Annotated in this window: 14 protein-coding genes; 8 read left to right on the plus strand and 6 right to left on the minus strand. The window is 70.7% G+C overall.

What is annotated here, in order from left to right; genetic code table 11:
* Nucleotides 1-6: 6 nt before the first annotated feature.
* The gene (locus tag ACWC2T_RS13340) at nucleotides 7-2,325 is read right to left on the minus strand and encodes a molybdopterin cofactor-binding domain-containing protein (protein ID WP_450670483.1); all 2,319 of its coding nucleotides are present in this window, start codon (nucleotides 2,323-2,325) and stop codon (nucleotides 7-9) included.
* Between the two features lie 173 nt (nucleotides 2,326-2,498).
* On the opposite strand from ACWC2T_RS13340, the gene ACWC2T_RS13345 reads away from it, so the two are divergent.
* From ACWC2T_RS13345 to ACWC2T_RS13370, 6 genes are all read left to right on the plus strand, one after another.
* Nucleotides 2,499-3,713, plus strand: a complete 1,215-nt coding sequence (locus ACWC2T_RS13345; RefSeq protein ID WP_450670484.1) for a PucR family transcriptional regulator — start codon at nucleotides 2,499-2,501, stop codon at nucleotides 3,711-3,713.
* Nucleotides 3,714-3,856: 143 nt separating this feature from the next.
* A complete protein-coding gene (locus ACWC2T_RS13350) occupies nucleotides 3,857-4,678 on the plus strand; it encodes an SDR family NAD(P)-dependent oxidoreductase (RefSeq protein ID WP_450670595.1) in 822 nt (273 codons plus the stop codon).
* Nucleotides 4,679-4,763: 85 nt separating this feature from the next.
* On the plus strand, nucleotides 4,764-5,495 hold the full coding sequence (locus ACWC2T_RS13355) for a DUF7873 family protein (RefSeq protein ID WP_450670485.1): 732 nt from the start codon (nucleotides 4,764-4,766) through the stop codon (nucleotides 5,493-5,495).
* 538 nt (nucleotides 5,496-6,033) lie between these two features.
* A complete protein-coding gene (locus ACWC2T_RS13360) occupies nucleotides 6,034-6,804 on the plus strand; it encodes a maleylpyruvate isomerase N-terminal domain-containing protein (protein ID WP_450670486.1) in 771 nt (256 codons plus the stop codon).
* Between the two features lie 364 nt (nucleotides 6,805-7,168).
* Nucleotides 7,169-7,339, plus strand: coding sequence for a hypothetical protein (locus ACWC2T_RS13365; protein ID WP_450670487.1), 171 nt, complete (start codon nucleotides 7,169-7,171; stop codon nucleotides 7,337-7,339).
* Nucleotides 7,336-8,721, plus strand: a complete 1,386-nt coding sequence (locus tag ACWC2T_RS13370; RefSeq protein ID WP_450670488.1) for a sensor histidine kinase — start codon at nucleotides 7,336-7,338, stop codon at nucleotides 8,719-8,721. Before ACWC2T_RS13365 ends, ACWC2T_RS13370 begins: the two co-directional genes overlap by 4 nt.
* Here the strand turns inward: ACWC2T_RS13370 and ACWC2T_RS13375 are convergent.
* The 5 genes from ACWC2T_RS13375 to ACWC2T_RS13395 form a co-directional block, all read right to left on the minus strand.
* Nucleotides 8,696-8,908, minus strand: a complete 213-nt coding sequence (locus ACWC2T_RS13375) for a hypothetical protein (RefSeq protein WP_450670489.1) — start codon at nucleotides 8,906-8,908, stop codon at nucleotides 8,696-8,698. The genes ACWC2T_RS13370 and ACWC2T_RS13375 overlap by 26 nt on opposite strands.
* A gap of 723 nt (nucleotides 8,909-9,631) precedes the next feature.
* Nucleotides 9,632-9,787, minus strand: coding sequence for a hypothetical protein (locus ACWC2T_RS13380; RefSeq protein WP_450670490.1), 156 nt, complete (start codon nucleotides 9,785-9,787; stop codon nucleotides 9,632-9,634).
* A gap of 145 nt (nucleotides 9,788-9,932) precedes the next feature.
* Nucleotides 9,933-11,687: a tetratricopeptide repeat protein gene (locus ACWC2T_RS13385; protein ID WP_450670491.1), complete on the minus strand. Its 1,755-nt coding sequence runs from the start codon at nucleotides 11,685-11,687 to the stop codon at nucleotides 9,933-9,935.
* A gap of 151 nt (nucleotides 11,688-11,838) precedes the next feature.
* On the minus strand, nucleotides 11,839-12,627 hold the full coding sequence (locus tag ACWC2T_RS13390) for an SDR family NAD(P)-dependent oxidoreductase (RefSeq protein WP_450670492.1): 789 nt from the start codon (nucleotides 12,625-12,627) through the stop codon (nucleotides 11,839-11,841).
* On the minus strand, nucleotides 12,624-13,631 hold the full coding sequence (locus ACWC2T_RS13395; protein WP_450670493.1) for an NADP-dependent oxidoreductase: 1,008 nt from the start codon (nucleotides 13,629-13,631) through the stop codon (nucleotides 12,624-12,626). Before ACWC2T_RS13395 ends, ACWC2T_RS13390 begins: the two co-directional genes overlap by 4 nt.
* A gap of 291 nt (nucleotides 13,632-13,922) precedes the next feature.
* Between ACWC2T_RS13395 and ACWC2T_RS13400 the strand changes: the two genes are divergently transcribed.
* Nucleotides 13,923-14,402: a DUF485 domain-containing protein gene (locus ACWC2T_RS13400; protein WP_450670494.1), complete on the plus strand. Its 480-nt coding sequence runs from the start codon at nucleotides 13,923-13,925 to the stop codon at nucleotides 14,400-14,402.
* The gene (locus ACWC2T_RS13405) at nucleotides 14,399-16,015 is read left to right on the plus strand and encodes a sodium/solute symporter (RefSeq protein ID WP_450670495.1); all 1,617 of its coding nucleotides are present in this window, start codon (nucleotides 14,399-14,401) and stop codon (nucleotides 16,013-16,015) included. Before ACWC2T_RS13400 ends, ACWC2T_RS13405 begins: the two co-directional genes overlap by 4 nt.
* Nucleotides 16,016-16,069: the final 54 nt, after the last annotated feature.

Below are 16,069 nucleotides of genomic sequence, written 5' to 3' on the forward strand. Positions count from 1 at the left end.
GGTCTCCTAGAAGGCGCGGTCGAGTCCGTCGGTGGGGGACGCGGGGATGGGCGGTGAGGTGGGCAGCGGCTCGAAGCCGAGCGGTCCGGCGTGGTTGAGCGGGAAGCTGGTCGGCATGGTGCCGGTGGCGCGGCCGTGGGCGCAGGCCACGGCGGCGGCCGCACCCGCCACGGCCAGCTCGCCCGCACCGCCGGGCTGCCCGCTGGTCGGCGGCATGACGACGATCTCCAGTTCGGGCGGGGTGTTCCACTGCCGGGTGTAGAAGTAGTTGTCCCAACTTCCTTCCAGGAAGTGGCCGTCCGACAGATGGAGGCCGGCGCTGAGGGTGATCGCGATGCCGTCCATGATGCCGCCCATCATCTGCGCCTCGAGGCCTCGCGGGTTGACCGCGAGACCCACGTCGACGGCGCACACCACCTTGGTGACGCGGGGGCCGGTGTAGGCGTCGCGGACCGTGCGTCCGGTGGTCTCGGGCCGGCAGTCGATCTCGGCGAGGACGGCGACGCATGCGTGGTACTCGGGATGGACCGCGATGCCCTGCGCCGTCCCGGCGGGCATGCTCCGGCCCCATTCCCCGACGTCGGCCACCTTGTCGAGGACGGCCCGCACCCGCCCGTCCTTCAGGAACTCCCGGCGGAACCGGTAGGGGTCCTTGCCCATCCGCCTGGCCAGCTCGTCCACGACCAGTTCCTGCGCACAGCGCACATTGGGCGAGTAGATGTTGCGCATGGAGCCGGTGTTGAAGCCCTTGTCGGTCTCGCCGAGCAACTGGGTGACGACACCGAAGTCGTACGGGGTCTGCTGGCTGAGCGCGAAGATCGTCTCGGAGAAGGTCAGATCGCCGACGGGCAGCCGGGCGGCCTGTGCGGTGATGATCTCGCCGACTCCGTGGCCGAAGTCGGTGGCGACGGAGGTGTGCCGCTGGTCGTAGGTGAGCACCTGGCCGAGCGCGTACGTGGCGCGTACACGCGAGGTGGCCATCGGGTGGGTGCGGCCCTGCCGGAAGTCGTCGGTGCGGTGCCACATCAGCTTGACCGGCTTGCCCATCGCCCTGGAGATCTCGGCGGCCTCGGCGGCGGCGTCGTGGAAGAGCTTCCGCCCGAAGGAGCCGCCGCCCTCGGTGACATGGACCTTCACCGCGGCCACCGGCAGCCCCAGCTTCAGCGCGATCTGCTCCTGGGCGACGATCGGGGACTTCAGGCTTCCCCAGATCTCGGCCGAGTCCTCCCGTACGTCGGCGATGGCGCAGTTGGTCTCCAGCGCGCTGTTGCTCGCGAAGTGGAAGGTGAACCGGGCGTCGACCGACTTGGTCAACAAGTCCGGTGCAGGAAGCGGGAGTTCGGCCCTGCTCAGTTCGTCGCGGACGGTGTCGTCGCTCTTCGCGTCGGCCGTTCCGGGGCCCCAGGACACCTTCAGTGCGCGCACGGCGTCGATGCACTGGCCGAAGGTACGGCCGCGGACAGCGACGCCGGTGGAGACGGCGACGACGTCCGTGATGCCGGGCATCGCCCGCACCTCGGCGAGGTTCTCCACCGAGCGCACGGTGCCGTTGACGGTGGGCGGCCGGCACACCATCGTCGGCAAAACATCGGGGATGTGCAGGTCCATCGCGAACTTCTTGCGCCCCGTCACCGCGTCCCGGGCGTCGATGCGCCGCTGCGCGGTGCCGATGACCTCGAACTCCGCGGCCTCCTTGAGCACGACGGAGACCTGACCTGTCGTCACTGATGCTGCTTTCTGGGCGAGTTCACCGTAGGTGAGACTGCGGCCGGTGGCCGTCGAGGTGATGACCCCGGCCTTGGTGGTCAGGGTGTCCAGGGCCGCCCCGAGTTCCAGGGCCGCCGCCCTGAGCAGCCGGCCCCGCGCCACCGCGGCGGCCACCCGGATCGGTGTGAAGGTCGAGATCGTGGTGTTGGAGCCGCCGGTGAGCTGGTTGAACAGCAGCTCGGGCCGCGCGTCCGCGAGTGTGACGCGGATCCGCTCCAGCGGCAGGTCCAGTTCCTCGGCGATCAGCATGGCGCTGGACGTCGTGATGCCCTGCCCGACCTCGGCCCGGGGCAGCGCGAAGGAGGCCGTGCCGTCGGAGTCGATCCGGATCGTGATGAGATTCGCGGTCGGCAGTGCCGCATCGGTGAGCATGTCGTTGAGGTCGTAGATCTCCGCCGGACCCGGCACGGAGGGGACGACGGCCGCCGTCTCCTCCGGCGCGAGCACGGCCTCGCCGAGTTCGGCGGCCACGGTCAGCGTCGAGGCGGCCAGCACATACCCGAGGAATCGCCGCCGCCCCATCCCCGCCGTTGCGGGTGCGTGTCCCCTGCTGTCCATGCGATCTCCTTCGATCCGCCACGACTTGTGCACATGCCCGATCCGCGCGACCACGGTGAGACACATCGCCGGTGATTCCACCGCTCACCACCGGTTTCGGCCATAGGCAGGGGGCGGGAAAAGGCGGCACGGGACTGTGCCGTCGCACAGTTGCGCCGCACTACACTGCGCCCGTGACGACGCAGCCGATGGCCGCCGACCGGGTCGTCGAACTCGTCGGCCGCCTGCTGACCGAGGTGGACCGGCTCGCGGAGGACCTCACCGACGAGATCCTCGGCGGCGAGCACGCGTACGCCGAGCACACGCTGCTCGGCCGGGAGCAGTTGCGCGCCATGGTGCACGACAACCTGACCACGATGTTCGCGGCGCTGCAGGGTCGGCCCACGACGCTCGAGGCGCCCCGCGCGGCCGGGCGGCTGAAGGCCGCACAGGGCATCCCGCTGGCCGCGGTCCTGCACGCCTACCGGCTGGCCGGCCGCTTCGTCTGGGACCGGCTGCTCGCGACCGCCGTGGCCGAGGAGAGCACCGTCGAGCTGCTGCACATGGCCTCCGACATCTGGGCGGCCATCGACGACTACTCCAGCGCGGCCGCCGACGCCTACCGGGCCACCGTCGAGGAACAGTCGCGTCGCGACACCACGGCCCGCAGCATGATGCTCACCACCCTGCTCGACGGCAGGGCCGGCACCGGTGCGAGCGCATGGGAGATCGCACGGGTCCTGGACCTCGACCGGCAGGGTCCCTTTCTGGTGGTCTGCGCCGAGGTCCACGACGGGGTCGAGCCACTGCCCAGCGTGCGCAGCCGCCTGGGGGCCGCCGGAATCGGCTCCGAGTGGATCCAGCCGATAGGGGCCTGGGTGGGCCTGCTGTCGCTCCCCGACGAACAGGCCATCGCGCATGCGGTCGGCCGGCTGTCCGACATCGCGCTGTCCCGGGTCGGGGTCAGCCGTGCCTTCACCTCGCCCGTGAACGCCCCGGCGGCCTGGCGGCAGGCCCAACTGGCCCTGCAGTGCCTGCCCCACGGCGCGGGCGGCACCCACCTGTACGGCAGCGCGCCGGTGTCGCTCCTGACGGCCGCCTCCCCCGACACGGCGCAGGAAGTCGCCCGGGCAGTCCTCGGGCCCCTCCTCGCCCTGCCCCCACAGGAACAGGCCACCCTGCTCGAGACCCTGCACGCCTGGTTCGCCGGCGGCGGATCGACGACGGCGGCTGCGGGCCGGCTGCACTGCCACCGGAACACGGTCCTGTACCGCCTCAACCGCATCGCCGAACTGACCGGCCGCCGCACCACCGACGCAGAGTCCGCCGCGGAGCTCTACATCGCCCTGGAGGCCGTACGCCTGAGCGGGCGGCCGGGTCCGTACACCGGGCCCGGCACGCCGGACTGAGCCCGGCCTCCGCCACCGTGCGCACGCCGGGGCCAGGTCCGGCGGGAAAGGTGTCTCAAGATCGCCGGTGGCCGGACGTCCGGCGCGCGGCCCCTTCTACGATCGGCTTTCCGCATGCTCCCGGAACAGAAAGCTGAACCGCTCTGATGGACAAGCGAGTTGTCATCGTCACCGGCGCCGGCTCCGGCATCGGCCAGGCCACCGCCCGGCTGCTGCGCGAGCAGGGGCACCATGTGGTGGTCTCCGGTCGCCGGGTGGAACCGCTGCGGCGGCTGGAGCAGGAGACCGGCGTACTGGCGTATCCGTCCGATGCGGGCGACCCCGACGCCGCCGAAGGCCTGGTCCGTGCGGCCCTCGACGCCCACGGCCGGCTGGACGGTGTCGTGCTCAACGCGGGCATCGGACGCGGCGGCACCGTCGGGGACCTGTCACTGGCGGACTGGGACGAGGTGATGCGCACCAACCTCACCGGTCCGCTGCTGCTCCTGCGTGCGGCGATCCCCCACCTGGTGCGGGTGCGGGGAGCGGTCGTGGCCGTCGCGTCGGTCTCCGCCCTGCTCGGCGGCCCGGGCAACGCCCCGTACGCCGTGTCCAAGGCCGCCCTGCTGTCGCTGTGCCGCTCCGTGGCCGTCGACTACGGGCGCGCGGGGGTGCGCGCCAACGTCGTGTGCCCCGGCTGGGTGAGGACCGAGATGGCCGACCGGCGCATGGCGCGTTTCGCCCGGGAGGCGGGCATGGAGGACGGCGGTGTGGACTCCGCCTATGCGGAGGCGACCAGGCCGCTGCCCATGAGCCGGCCGGGCGACCCGCGTGAAGTGGCCGAGACGATCGGCTGGTTGATCTCCCCGGCGGCGTCCTATGTCAACGGTGCGGTGCTCACGGTCGACGGCGGGGCGACGGCCCTGGATCCCGGAACCCTCGCGTTCGACTTCCGCATCACGCCACGCGCCGGTGCGGACCTCTGACGCGGGCGGGGCCGCGCCGGAAAAAGGAAGTGCGCGTGTTCGAGCCGGCGAGGTACGTTCCTGCCTGTTCGAAGGGGGACCCGAAGTGGCGAAACTGAACCAGATCATCGCCGTCGAGAAGGGTGTCAAGAGCAAGTCGCTCCAGGACATCACCGCGGCGCACCACAAGGTGCAGAAGCCGGCGCTGCTGGCCGGTATCTCGCGTACGTACCAGCCGAAGGACGAGGAGGGCGAGCAGCTGCCTCCCGAGTCCACGCGGGTACAGGTGCAGGCCGAGGACGTGCTGCGGGAGATGTCCGCGTCGCTGACCCGGCTCTTCGACGTGACCGCCACCAAGGACTGGGCGAACTGCGCGGCCCGCGCGGACGTCACGGTCGACGGCCGGACGATCCTCACCGACGTCCCGGTCAGCTACCTGCTCTTCCTGGAGAAGCAGCTCACCGACCTGCACACGTTCGTCAGGAAGCTCCCCACCCTCGACGCCGCCGAGTCCTGGTCGCACGACCCGTCCACGGACTGGTGGAAGACGGACCCCGTGCGCACGATCCGCACGAAGAAGGTCCCGCGCAACCACGTCAAGGCCGAGGCGACCGAGAAGCACCCGGCGCAGGTCGAGGTGTACTACGAGGACGTGCCCATCGGGTACTGGACGACCGTGAAGTTCTCCGGGGCGCTCCCGGCGCGGCGGATGAACGAGCTGGTGGAGCGGGTCGAGAAGCTCCAGCAGGCGGTGAAGTTCGCCCGCGAGGAGGCCAACGGCGCCGAGGTCACCGACCAGCGGGTCGGCGACGCGGTGTTCGGCTACCTGCTCGGCTGACGCCGGCCACGGGTAGCATCCACGATCGCCCCCGCGTGCGAGCGCGGGGGTGCGCAACAGGCGCGGGCCGGATTGAGGCCTGGTCCGCGTGATGAGCGCAAGCTGACACTGAAGTTCAGCCTGAAGACACGGTGACAGTGAAGGTTCGAGTCCTTCCCCCGGCACAACGCCCGCGACGGGCCGGGGTAGCCCAACATGGCAGAGGCAGCCGCGGTCAGTCTCAGACTCTCGCTCCAGTCTCAGCATCGCCGCCGATCGCCGGATCGACGGGGCCGGACGACCGCCGTCGGATGCGAGTTCGACTCTCGCCTGCAGCTCTTTCCTGCTGCGGTAGTTCAAAGGAAGAACACGACGGCATGATGACTGATCCGTCCTCTTAAACGCCGCCGGCGTGCGCAATTGGGTGGCATCCCCAGGGGCCCGGGAGCTGGATACGACTCCCGGGCCCCGCCACGTCGTTGCGGCCGGCCCGGCCTGCGTGGCCACTGTCGGACGCGAGCTGGTTTGACCGACGCCCCGTTCGGGCTACCCATGCCGCATGATCCCCTCCAAGGTCGAAGAGACCCTGCCGGAGCTGGCGCCCTTCGTGCACGCGGTGCAGGCACGGAGGCCCGACGACGGCACCTGGTGCGAGGCGTGGACGGTACGGGACATCCTGATCCACCAGACGGGCAACGCCGAGGAACTGGCCCGGGTGCTCCGGGCCTTCCATGCGGGAGCACCGGTGGAGACCAGGGGTTTCGACCGTGAGGCGCCCTTCCGGCGGATGTCCGACTCCGAGCTCTGGGCGACGTTCCTGAACCGCTGCGAGCAGCTCACCGAGGTCGCCGCGGCCGCCGAGCAGGACCTGGCACCGGACACCGAGGTGATGTGGACCGGCCGGTCGGTGACGGTCCCGTTCTTCGCCGAGCACATGCGCGAAGAGCTGATCCTGCACCGCTGGGACCTGACCGGTGACGACCGGACCGCGGTGCAGGCGCTCAACGAGCCGTGGATGACCGAGCACAGCGTGGTGTCCGTCGGCCGCCCCCTGCTGGAAAAGGGACGCTCCGGGCTGGACCTGGACCCCGGCGGACGGGTGGAAGGCCGCTTGCGCACGCCGGGCATGGACGACGTCGTGGTGTCCGCCGACGCCGACGGCGGCAGCATCCGGCTCGCCGCGCCCGAGGGGCCCGCGACGATCGAGAGCGACGCGGCCGTACGAGTGCTGCTGCTGTGGGGACGGCGCCCCGCCGACCCGAACCGGTGGCACAGCTCTGCCGGACCGGAGACCCTGCACAGGGTACGCGCCCTCCTGGGCGGCTACTGAGGACCGGTTCCGCCCGCCGCCGGTGCCCCTGGCGCCGTGCTCGCTCACCCCGCATGTGACGTGCGCAGCAGCGGTCCGGCCCGCGATGAAGGCCTTCGGCCGGCCGTGCGGGCGCATGCACGAACCGGGTCCTGACCGATTCTCCGTGCACCCGCTGTAGGTGGGGACGGCATGGACGTCCGGGCCGCTCGTGACGGCATCCCGACCGGTTCGTACGACCACGGGTGGCTCGCCCTGGTGGATGCGCTGTGCCAGTGCGCTGACCTGCTGTGGGACCACCGGGAACCCACCGCGTCGGCCATTCGTCTACGGTTCATTACTCGTCTACATGCCTGTAGTCACTCTCCAGGAAGGCCCGAGCCCGATGAGCACACCGCTGCACCCCGCCGCGCAGTCGGCCGTCGACGTGCTGGGCGCCCAGTCACGGCCGGTCGCGCTCGGCGTGCCGGGGTCGGAGCGCTGCTGGAGAACCATGCGTCACAAGATCCTCTTCCGCGGGGACCGCGCCCTGCGTGACGGACCGCACCTGTCATGAACCTTCGCCGTGTCCTGCGCCGTCTGGCCCCCCGCACCCTGCGCGGCCGGCTCTCCCTCGTGGCAGTGGCCACCGCAGCTCTGCTGATGACCGTCCTGACCGTCGTCTTCAACGCCGTGATGGACCGCCATCTGCAACATCAGGCGGACGACGAACTGCGCAACCGGGCCGCCGCGGTCGCCACGACCGTCGACACCAGCGGCCCCCGGGTGCGCGTCCTGGAGACCGTCAACGACCGTTTCCTCGATGCGAACGTGTGGATCTACGCCGGCACGCGGCTGCTCGAGAAGCCCCCGTCGACCACGACCGGCAGCCCGCTGGCCCGGGCCGCCGACCGGCTGGCCGCGCAGCACCGGCATGCCTGCGTCACCGTCCATGCCGACGGTGGCGAACCCGTCCGGCTGTGCTCACGGCCCGAGCGCGGCCGCCATGTCAGCGCCACCGTCGTCACCGCACTGGATCTCAGCCCCTACCGCAGTTCGGCCGACACCCTGCTGCTGGGATCACTGATCCTGGACGCGGTCATGCTCGGCTGCACGTACGTGCTGACGCGTCTGGCCGTCGGGCGGGCACTGCGGCCGGTGCGGACGATGACCGACCAGGCCACCGAGTGGAGTGCCGTGGGCTCCGACGACCGCTTCGGGGACGAGGAGCACCCGGCCGAGCTCGCACGCCTCGGTACCTCCCTGGACGCGCTCCTGGACCGCATCCGCACGGTGCTGCGCCACGAACAGCAGCTGACCGGCGAACTGTCCCACGAACTGCGCACCCCCCTCACCCGGATCATCATCGAGCTGGACTGGTGGCGTGCCCGCCCCCGCTCGGAGGCCGAGACCCGCGCCACCCACGAGGTGATCAGCGAGGCCGCCCAGTCCATGCGCACCATCTGCGACACGCTCCTGAACGACGCCCGGGACAACGCGCTCCACCCGCCGTCCACCGCACCCGGGACGACCGACGTCGTGCCCGTCCTCGATCGACTGATCCACAACCTCGACACACCGCAGGGGGTCAAGGCCACGGTCGAGAGCGAGGCGCCGACGCTGGAGACAGGAGCCGCGCCCGCTCTCCTCGAACGCATCATCAGCCCCCTCCTCGCCAACGCGGCCCGATACGCACGCTCCAGCGTGACCGTGTCGGCGCGGCGCCTGCCCGGAGCCGTGCGGATCGACGTCGTCGACGACGGCCCCGGCGTGCCGGGCGCCTTCGCCGGCGAACTGTTCCAGCCCGGCCGCCGCGCGGACCCCGGTGACGGACACGACGGGGCGGGCCTCGGCCTGCCACTCGCCCGCCGCCTGGCCCGCGCCGTCGGCGGTGAGGTGTCCTACGACCCCGTACACACCCCCGGGGCCCGCTTCACCGTCCACCTGCCGGCCGGGTGAGCGCGAGGACCGGGCGACGAGATGTGCGCCGGCGAAGGACGGGATCAGCGCTCGTGGTTGTGCATGACGTGCTTGGTGCGCGAGTAGTCGCCAGCGCGTAGAGGGACAGGTCCCGGCCGTAACCGGATCCCTTGAACCCGCCCCAGGGGACCTCGCTCGCCAGTACCAGATGGGAGTTGACCCACACGGTTCCGAAGTCAAGGCGCGCGGCGATGTCGTGGCCGCGGCGGGCGTTCTCGGTCCGTGTGCGGGCCGTCGTCCTGGGCCTGGAGGGGGATCACAACGATGCGGGAAACCGAAGCCGACATGAAGGACAAGTACAAGGAGACCGCCCGCGGTGGTCTCGCCCTCAACGTCGTCGAGTGCTGAGGAGCCGTCCATGAACAGCGAGTTCGTCCTCACCTCAGCTGCCCCGAACGCCCCGGCGTCCGGCACGCCGTGACGTCGTTCCTCCAGCGGCACGGGTGCGACATCACCGAGCACCAGCAGTTCGACGACGCCGAGCACGGCATCGTGTTCCTGCGCACCGGCTTCACCGCCCCCGGTGCCGGGACCACCCTGGGCGGACTGCGGGACACCTTCGCGCCGGTGGCCGCCGAGATCGTCCTGGTGGTCTCCAACCATCCCGACCTCCAGCCGCTGGCCGCGGCCGAAGGCGTACCGTTCGAGCACATACCGGTGACGGCCGACAGAAGCCGCAGGCAGAAGCCCGGCTGCTGGCCCTGGTGGAGGAGCACCGCATCACGGACCCGGCACCCGCACTGCCGTGTCCGTCCGCCGGGCCGGTGCCCTGCCACCGCACCGCCTGCGGCGACGGAGGAGGAGGCCACGTATGAGGGTCGTGGCCCTCCTCCTCCCTCTCAGCCGGACACCGGGATCGGCGAGTCTGCACGGCCGCGGGCTGGTGCCGTCAATCCTGCTGTCTCCCGCACACGGCCCGCGCCCAGCCTCCGCCGATCACCGGCCGACGTAGGGCCGCCCCGTGGCGCCACCACAGTCCAGCAGCCACCGCCGCGATGACGGCCATCACACCGGCGCCCAGGCGGGCCAGGTCAGCATCGGTCACACTGTCAGGGTCCAGCCCGGTCGGGTCGGTCGCGTGCACGCTCAGCGCGACCACGGTCCACCCGAGGGCCGCCGCACCCACCAAGAAAGTCAGAACCGCTGCGCCCCTCCGGTCCAACTCGTCCCAGAATGCGTCACGTTCGATTTCATGTCTCATGCTGGAGGGCAGTGTTGCGCTGAACGGCGCCACTGCGGCCGGCGTCAGGGCCGACCGTACTTCCTGTGCAGCAACCGTCTCCGCCGGCCGTGTCCGGGAGCGCGTCGAGGCGGCAGAAGCAGGACGCCTGGACCGGCACGTCCGCCATCGCGACGGCGATCTTCAACTGCTGGGCCACGAGCTGCGCCTCCCCCGCCTTGCCCAGCCGGACCAGGCACTCGTGCAGCCCGTGCAGGGCCCAGACATTGCCGGGGTGCTGCAAGGCGCGTGGAAGGGTGTCGTCGAGTCCCAGGTCGGCCCGGTAGACCGCCTCGGCCTCCGCGACACGCCCCCGTTCCAGGAGCAGGGCGCCGTACGCATGCCGGGTGGGCTGCATCCACCCCCACGGCTCGTCGTAGGGAAGGTTGTCGTCCAGTTCGATCGACCGCTCGAGCGCGGCGAAGGCGGCGTCATGGTCGCCCTTGCGGTATGCGAGCTCACCGTCGAGCATCGCCGACGCGATCGCCAGGATGTCGGCACAGGTGTTGTTGAACAGCATGCGCGTCTCCGGCACCCGGGCGACCGCCTGGCCGAACAGCCGTCTTTCGGCCTCGGCCTCAAGGACACGGCCGGTGGCCGCGAACGCGACGCCGCGGGCGTAGTGCAGCATCGCCGTGCTCACGCTGTAGAGCTCCGGGTCGGCGGGCATGGGCATCCGCAGGATGTCGCGCCAGCGGCCGAAGCGGATCAGTACGTGGACCCGCATGGCGAGGAATCCCTCCAGCCAGTCGGCCATGGGCGGGCTCTGCACGCGCAGCAGTTCCTCGGGGATCGACGCCTCCAGCTGGGCAGCGGCCTCCAGAGCGGTCCGCAGCCGGCCGAGGAACATCGCACCGTAGGTCTTGAAGTGGTGGTTGTGCGACCGGTACAGCGTGTAGAAGTTCATGGCCCCGGCCCGCGCGTGGAACTTCTCGTCGGCGACGATCGCTTCGGTGTTGTCCGACACCACGCGCCGGTAGTCGCCGCAGAGCACCTCGATGTGTGAGGGCATGTGCCGCAGGTGGCCGGCATCGGGCACCAGGCCGCGCAGCCGGTCGGCCACGGGCAGGGCGACCTCGGGCGTCGGGGACATCTCCATCAGGTGGATGTACATGTGCAGGATGCCGACGTGTCCCGCCCCGGCATCGGTCGCGACCGCCCGGTCCAGGACGGCCTTGGCCTCCAGCGTACGGGCGCCTTCGGCCGGCTCACCGGTCCGCAGGTTCCACAGCCGCCAAGGAGTGAGGTTCATCAGCGCGTCGGCGTACAGGGTGGCGATGTCGAGGTCGTCCGGGGCGAGTTCGTGGACGGCGTGCATGCTGTCCGCGTAGTCCCCGTTCCACACGGAACAGTTCTCGACGGCCTGCGGCTGCGGATAGCGGGCACGCAGCGCGCCGATCAGGGCTCGCTCGACGGCCGTGGCGCCCGCCTGCGCCCTCTCGTGGGCGATTTCCACGGCGGCGTGGGTGCGTTGGACGGTACGTGCGAGGTCCTGCTCGTCGAAGAACTCCCACGGCTTGTTGTAGTTGGGGCCGAGGGCGTACGCGATGCCCCAGTAGGCCATGGCACAGTCGGGGTCGGCCGCCGCGGCGGCTTCGAAGCAGGAGACGGCTTCCTCGTGGTTGAAGGCGTACGTCCAGACGAGTCCGCGGTCGAACCAGAGTTGTGCCTCGGGCGAGGAAGTCGTCACGGAGCGGCTGTAGGTGCCGAGATCGTAGTAGTCCATGCATCGCCCCTCACCAGCCGGCCGCCGAAGCGCCGGGAACCGACCGAGCTTTCTACGCAAGACGTGTACTGAGTAGCGTAGTGTGCCGAGTCGGTTCCTCACGGCGACGAGGGCGGGCCCGGTCGTCCTCGGGACCCACCCCGGAAACGCCTCAGACGCCGACGGGTTTGCCCGGTCCGGGAACGTTGCGGAAGCGGAACGGCTCCGGTTCGCGGCCGGCCTGGATGAGCCAGCACTCCCCGGTGCCGTCACCGGTGAGGATCCGCAGCACCGTGTCGGCGACGGTCTCGGCCGGGATGACCGGCAGACCCTGCTCGGAGAGCATGCCGCGCAGGGGGTCGATGATCCGCGATTCGGCGAATCCCGGGCAGACCGCGTTGAAGCGCACGTTCTCCGGCGCGAGCGCCGGCCCCAGGGAGCGCGCGAGTCCCACGACCGCGTGCTTGTTGGCGCCGTACAGCGGATCGAGCGGCACGGCCGCCAGGCCCGCCAGGGACGCGGTCGCCACGATCGATCCTCCGGCGCGGGCCCGCAGCGCGGGCAGCACCGCGTGGGTGCCGAAGACCACTCCGTCGAGGTTGGCGCCCATCGCCCGGCGGTAGCGCGCGGGATCGAAATCCTCACCGACGCCGCATCCGGTCGCCACCCCCGCGTTGAGCAGCGCGATGTCGACCCCGCCGTACGTCTCCTGGGTGAACTCCACCAGCGCGCGGTTGGCGTCGAGGTCGGAGACGTCGCAGGCACGGAAGTGGCCGCCGGCCATGTCGGCCACTTCCCGGCCGCCCTGCGCGTCGAGGTCGGCGACGACCACGTGCGCCCCCGCCCGCGCCAGTGCCAGCGCCGTGGCCCGGCCCAGCCCGCTGGCGGCGCCGGTGACGATCGCCACCTTCCCCTGGAGCGCGGCGTTGTTGTTCTGCTCCTCCTGCGGGGCGGCGGTCACGCCAGCTCCAGCACGAGCTTGCCGACGTTCTCGCCACGGAAGAGCATCTGAAACGTCTCGGGGAAGTCGTCCACGGTGCCCCTCACCACGTGTTCCTTGACCTTGATGCGGCCGGCGCCGATCCAGGCGGAGATCTCCTGTGCCGCCTCCGCGTAGCGCTTGGCGTAGTCGAAGACGACGAAGCCCTCCATCCGGGCGCGGCGCACCAGCAGCGAGAGGTAGTTCGAGGGACCCTTGACCGGTGTGGCGTTGTTGTACTGACTGATCGCGCCGCAGACCACGACGCGCGCGTGCATCGCCAGCCGGGTCAGCGCGGCGTCGAGGATGTCCCCTCCGACGTTGTCGAAGTAGACGTCGATGCCGTCGGGCGCGTGCTCGCGCAGCGCCTTTCTGACGTCGTCGGCCCGGTAGTCGATCGCCGCGTCGAATCCGAGTTCACCGGTGAGCAGCGCGCACTTCTCCGGCCCTCCGGCGATACCCACGACCCGGCAGCCCTTGGCCTTCGCGATCTGCCCCGCGATGCTGCCGACGGCGCCGGCGGCCCCGGACACCACAACGGTCTCGCCGTCCTTCAGCGCCCCGACGTCCAGCAGACCGAAGTACGCGGTCATGCCGGGCATGCCCAGCGCTCCCAGATACGTCGAGGGCGGGGCGAGCGAGGTGTCGATCTTCATCGCTCCCCGGCCGTCGGAGACCACGTACTCCTGGACGCCGAACGTGCCGACCACGTGATCACCCGGTTGAAAGCCCGGGTGGTCGGATGCGGTGACCTCGACGACCGACCCGGCGCGCATCACCTCCCCGATGCCCACCGGCGGCAGGTAGGAGGGCCGGTCGTCCAGCCAGCCCCGCATGGCGGGATCCAGGGAGATGACGCGTGTCCGGCCCAGGAACCGGCCCGGGCCCGGCTCTTCGAGGGGCTCGCCACGGTGCTCCCAGTCTTCGGGTTTCACTTCGCCCACCGGACGGGCTGCCAGACGGATCTGCCGGTTGGTCGCGGACATCGCGCCTCCTGTCGTTCGCGGCTCCCCGTGACCATACCGACCAGTAGGTACGCCTGTGGCTGTGATATTCCCCACAAGCCATTCCTGCGCCCCAGGGGCTACGGTCCGGGGGTCGTCGCCGTCGAGCGATCACTGCCGCCCGGATGCCTACGACCGGATGCCTACATCGAACTCGAAACGTGACGTTCAGCGGGCTTATCAGGCATTCCAACCAGTCGGTATCGTGCGCCGCTCACCCGACCTTTCACCCCCCACGTCCCACGCATCCGAGCCGCACCGGAAAGCCAGGCGATGACACCCTCCGACGACAACCCGTACCCGCCCCCGCCACCCGTGCTCTCGCGGTGGTCGCAGCAGCATGCCGAGCCGTATGCCTTTTCGTACGAGCCGCACGAGCCGTACGAGCGGTACGAGCCGTACGGCCAGGCAGCCCGGCATGGACTGTCCTCGCCCGAGACCGATCGGCACGGTGGCGACCTCGCCGCCCTGCGCTCGGCCTACCGCGTGCTCCGCCGGGTCTCCACGCTCACCGCGCTCGGCTCCTTCGTGGTGTACGTCGTGCTGTCCTGCAGTGCGCCGGACCTGATGGGGTCCAAGATCACCGGTGAACTGAGCCTCGGCATGGCCCTGGGGGTCCTCCAGCTCGTCGTCACCTTCGGGGCGGTGCTCTGGTACGGACGCAGCGCCCAACGCTCCGTGGACCCGCTGGCGCGGGCCGTGCGAGAGCGGGCGGTCCGGCGGCCGGCCCAGGGTGCCGGGGTGGCGAGATGAACGACTTCGGCACGGGGACGCAGGCCGTCGTCCTGGTCCTGTTCACCACACTGGTGACCCTCACCCTGCTGATGTGTGTGATGGCGGGACCGGACCGAGACGATCTGACGAACTTCTACACCGGCTACCGCTCGCTCACGCCCCTCAAGAACGGCCTGGCGATCGCGGGCGACTACATCTCGGCGGCCACGGTGCTGAGCACCACCGGCATCATCGCGCTCGCCGGCTACGACGGATACGTCCTGGCGGTCAGTACCGCCCTCTCGCTGGTGCTGCTGATGTTCCTGCTGGCCGAACCGCTGCGCAACGCCGGCAGGTTCACCATGGGCGACGTTCTGGCCCGCACCATGCCGGGGCGTGCGACCCGTATCGCCTCCTGTGCGGTGACACTCAGCGCGACCCTGCCTTTCCTGGTCGTCCAACTGTCCGGAGCCGGGTCGCTCCTCACCTTCATCCTGGGCATCCCGCACTTGACCGGCGCGAGGACGACCTGCATCGTCCTCGTCGGCAGCCTGATGATCATCTACGCGGCGCTCGGCGGCATGCGAGGAACCGCGCTCATCCAGATGATCAAGATCGTGCTCCTGCTCGGCACCAGCGCCACCGTCGCCGTGCTCGTCCTGAACCGCTTCGACTGGAGCCCCGACGCGGTGCTCCAGGCCGCCCGGCACGGCAGCGGGGCGGGCCCCGCCTTCTTCCGGCAGGGGCTTCAGCTGGGCACCTCGGCCCTCGACCGGCTGGACTTCGCCAGTCTCCAGATCACCGTGATCCTCGGCGCCGCCTGTCTGCCCCACATCACGATGCGTCTGTACTCCGCACGGGACGTGCCCGCCATTCGCCGTTCCATGTCGTGGGCGGTCGGTACGGTCACCACGTTCTGCCTGCTCGTGATCATCATGGGTACGGGCGCGGCGGCGCTGGTGGGATCGCAGTACATCACCGCGGCCGACCCCCACGGAAGGACGTCGGTGCTCATGCTGTCCCGGGTGCTCGGCGGCGGCACCGGCTCCGTGGGCACCACGGTTCTCTACGCGGCCATGGCGGGCACGGTGTTCATCACGCTGCTGTCCTCGGTCGCCGGAATGACCCTGGCCGCGGCCTCGTCGCTCGCCCACGACCTGTTCGCCCACGCCGTGCGGCGGGGACGGGCGGCGCCGCGTACGGAGATGACGGTGGCGGCGTGGACGAGCGTGGCCGTGGGAACCGTGGCCATCGCGCTCTCCACCCTGGTCCAGAACTGGGACGTCGTCGTACTGACCACGCTGGCGATCTGCATCGGGGCGTCGGCCGTGGCCCCGGCGCTGACGTACTCCCTGTTCTGGCGAGGCTTCACGCGCACGGGCCTGCTCGCGAGCCTCTACGGCGGTGCGGCCTGTGCGCTGGTGCTGATGGTCTTCTCCAAGGCCGTCTCCGGCACGCCGTCAGCGGTCTTCCCGGACGCGGACTTCCACTGGTTCCCCATGCAGTCGACCGGACTGGTCTCCGTTCCGTTCGGCTACCTGGCGGGCCGGCTCGGCAGCCGCTGGGAGCACCGGCGCCGCGCGGCCGACAGCCTCGAGAGCCGGCGGATGTACGAGGAGAGCGAGGCACGGCTGCTCGCCGCAGCCGAATGACCCCACCGGCGCAGGCGGGCTACGCGAGCGGCCTCGGTGCCGCCGCCGTAGCCT

The organism is Streptomyces sp. NPDC001393 (assembly GCF_053597455.1).

What these genes read in the sequence shown, in the direction of transcription:
- ACWC2T_RS13340 (WP_450670483.1), bottom strand. Translation starts at nt 2,325, where the DNA reads ATGGACAGCAGGGGACACGCACCCGCAACGGCGGGGATGGGGCGGCGG.
- ACWC2T_RS13360 (WP_450670486.1), top strand. Translation starts at nt 6,034, where the DNA reads ATGATCCCCTCCAAGGTCGAAGAGACCCTGCCGGAGCTGGCGCCCTTC.
- ACWC2T_RS13365 (WP_450670487.1), top strand. Translation starts at nt 7,169, where the DNA reads ATGAGCACACCGCTGCACCCCGCCGCGCAGTCGGCCGTCGACGTGCTG.
- ACWC2T_RS13370 (WP_450670488.1), top strand. Translation starts at nt 7,336, where the DNA reads ATGAACCTTCGCCGTGTCCTGCGCCGTCTGGCCCCCCGCACCCTGCGC.
- ACWC2T_RS13385 (WP_450670491.1), bottom strand. Translation starts at nt 11,687, where the DNA reads ATGGACTACTACGATCTCGGCACCTACAGCCGCTCCGTGACGACTTCC.
- ACWC2T_RS13395 (WP_450670493.1), bottom strand. Translation starts at nt 13,631, where the DNA reads ATGTCCGCGACCAACCGGCAGATCCGTCTGGCAGCCCGTCCGGTGGGC.
- ACWC2T_RS13400 (WP_450670494.1), top strand. Translation starts at nt 13,923, where the DNA reads ATGACACCCTCCGACGACAACCCGTACCCGCCCCCGCCACCCGTGCTC.
- ACWC2T_RS13405 (WP_450670495.1), top strand. Translation starts at nt 14,399, where the DNA reads ATGAACGACTTCGGCACGGGGACGCAGGCCGTCGTCCTGGTCCTGTTC.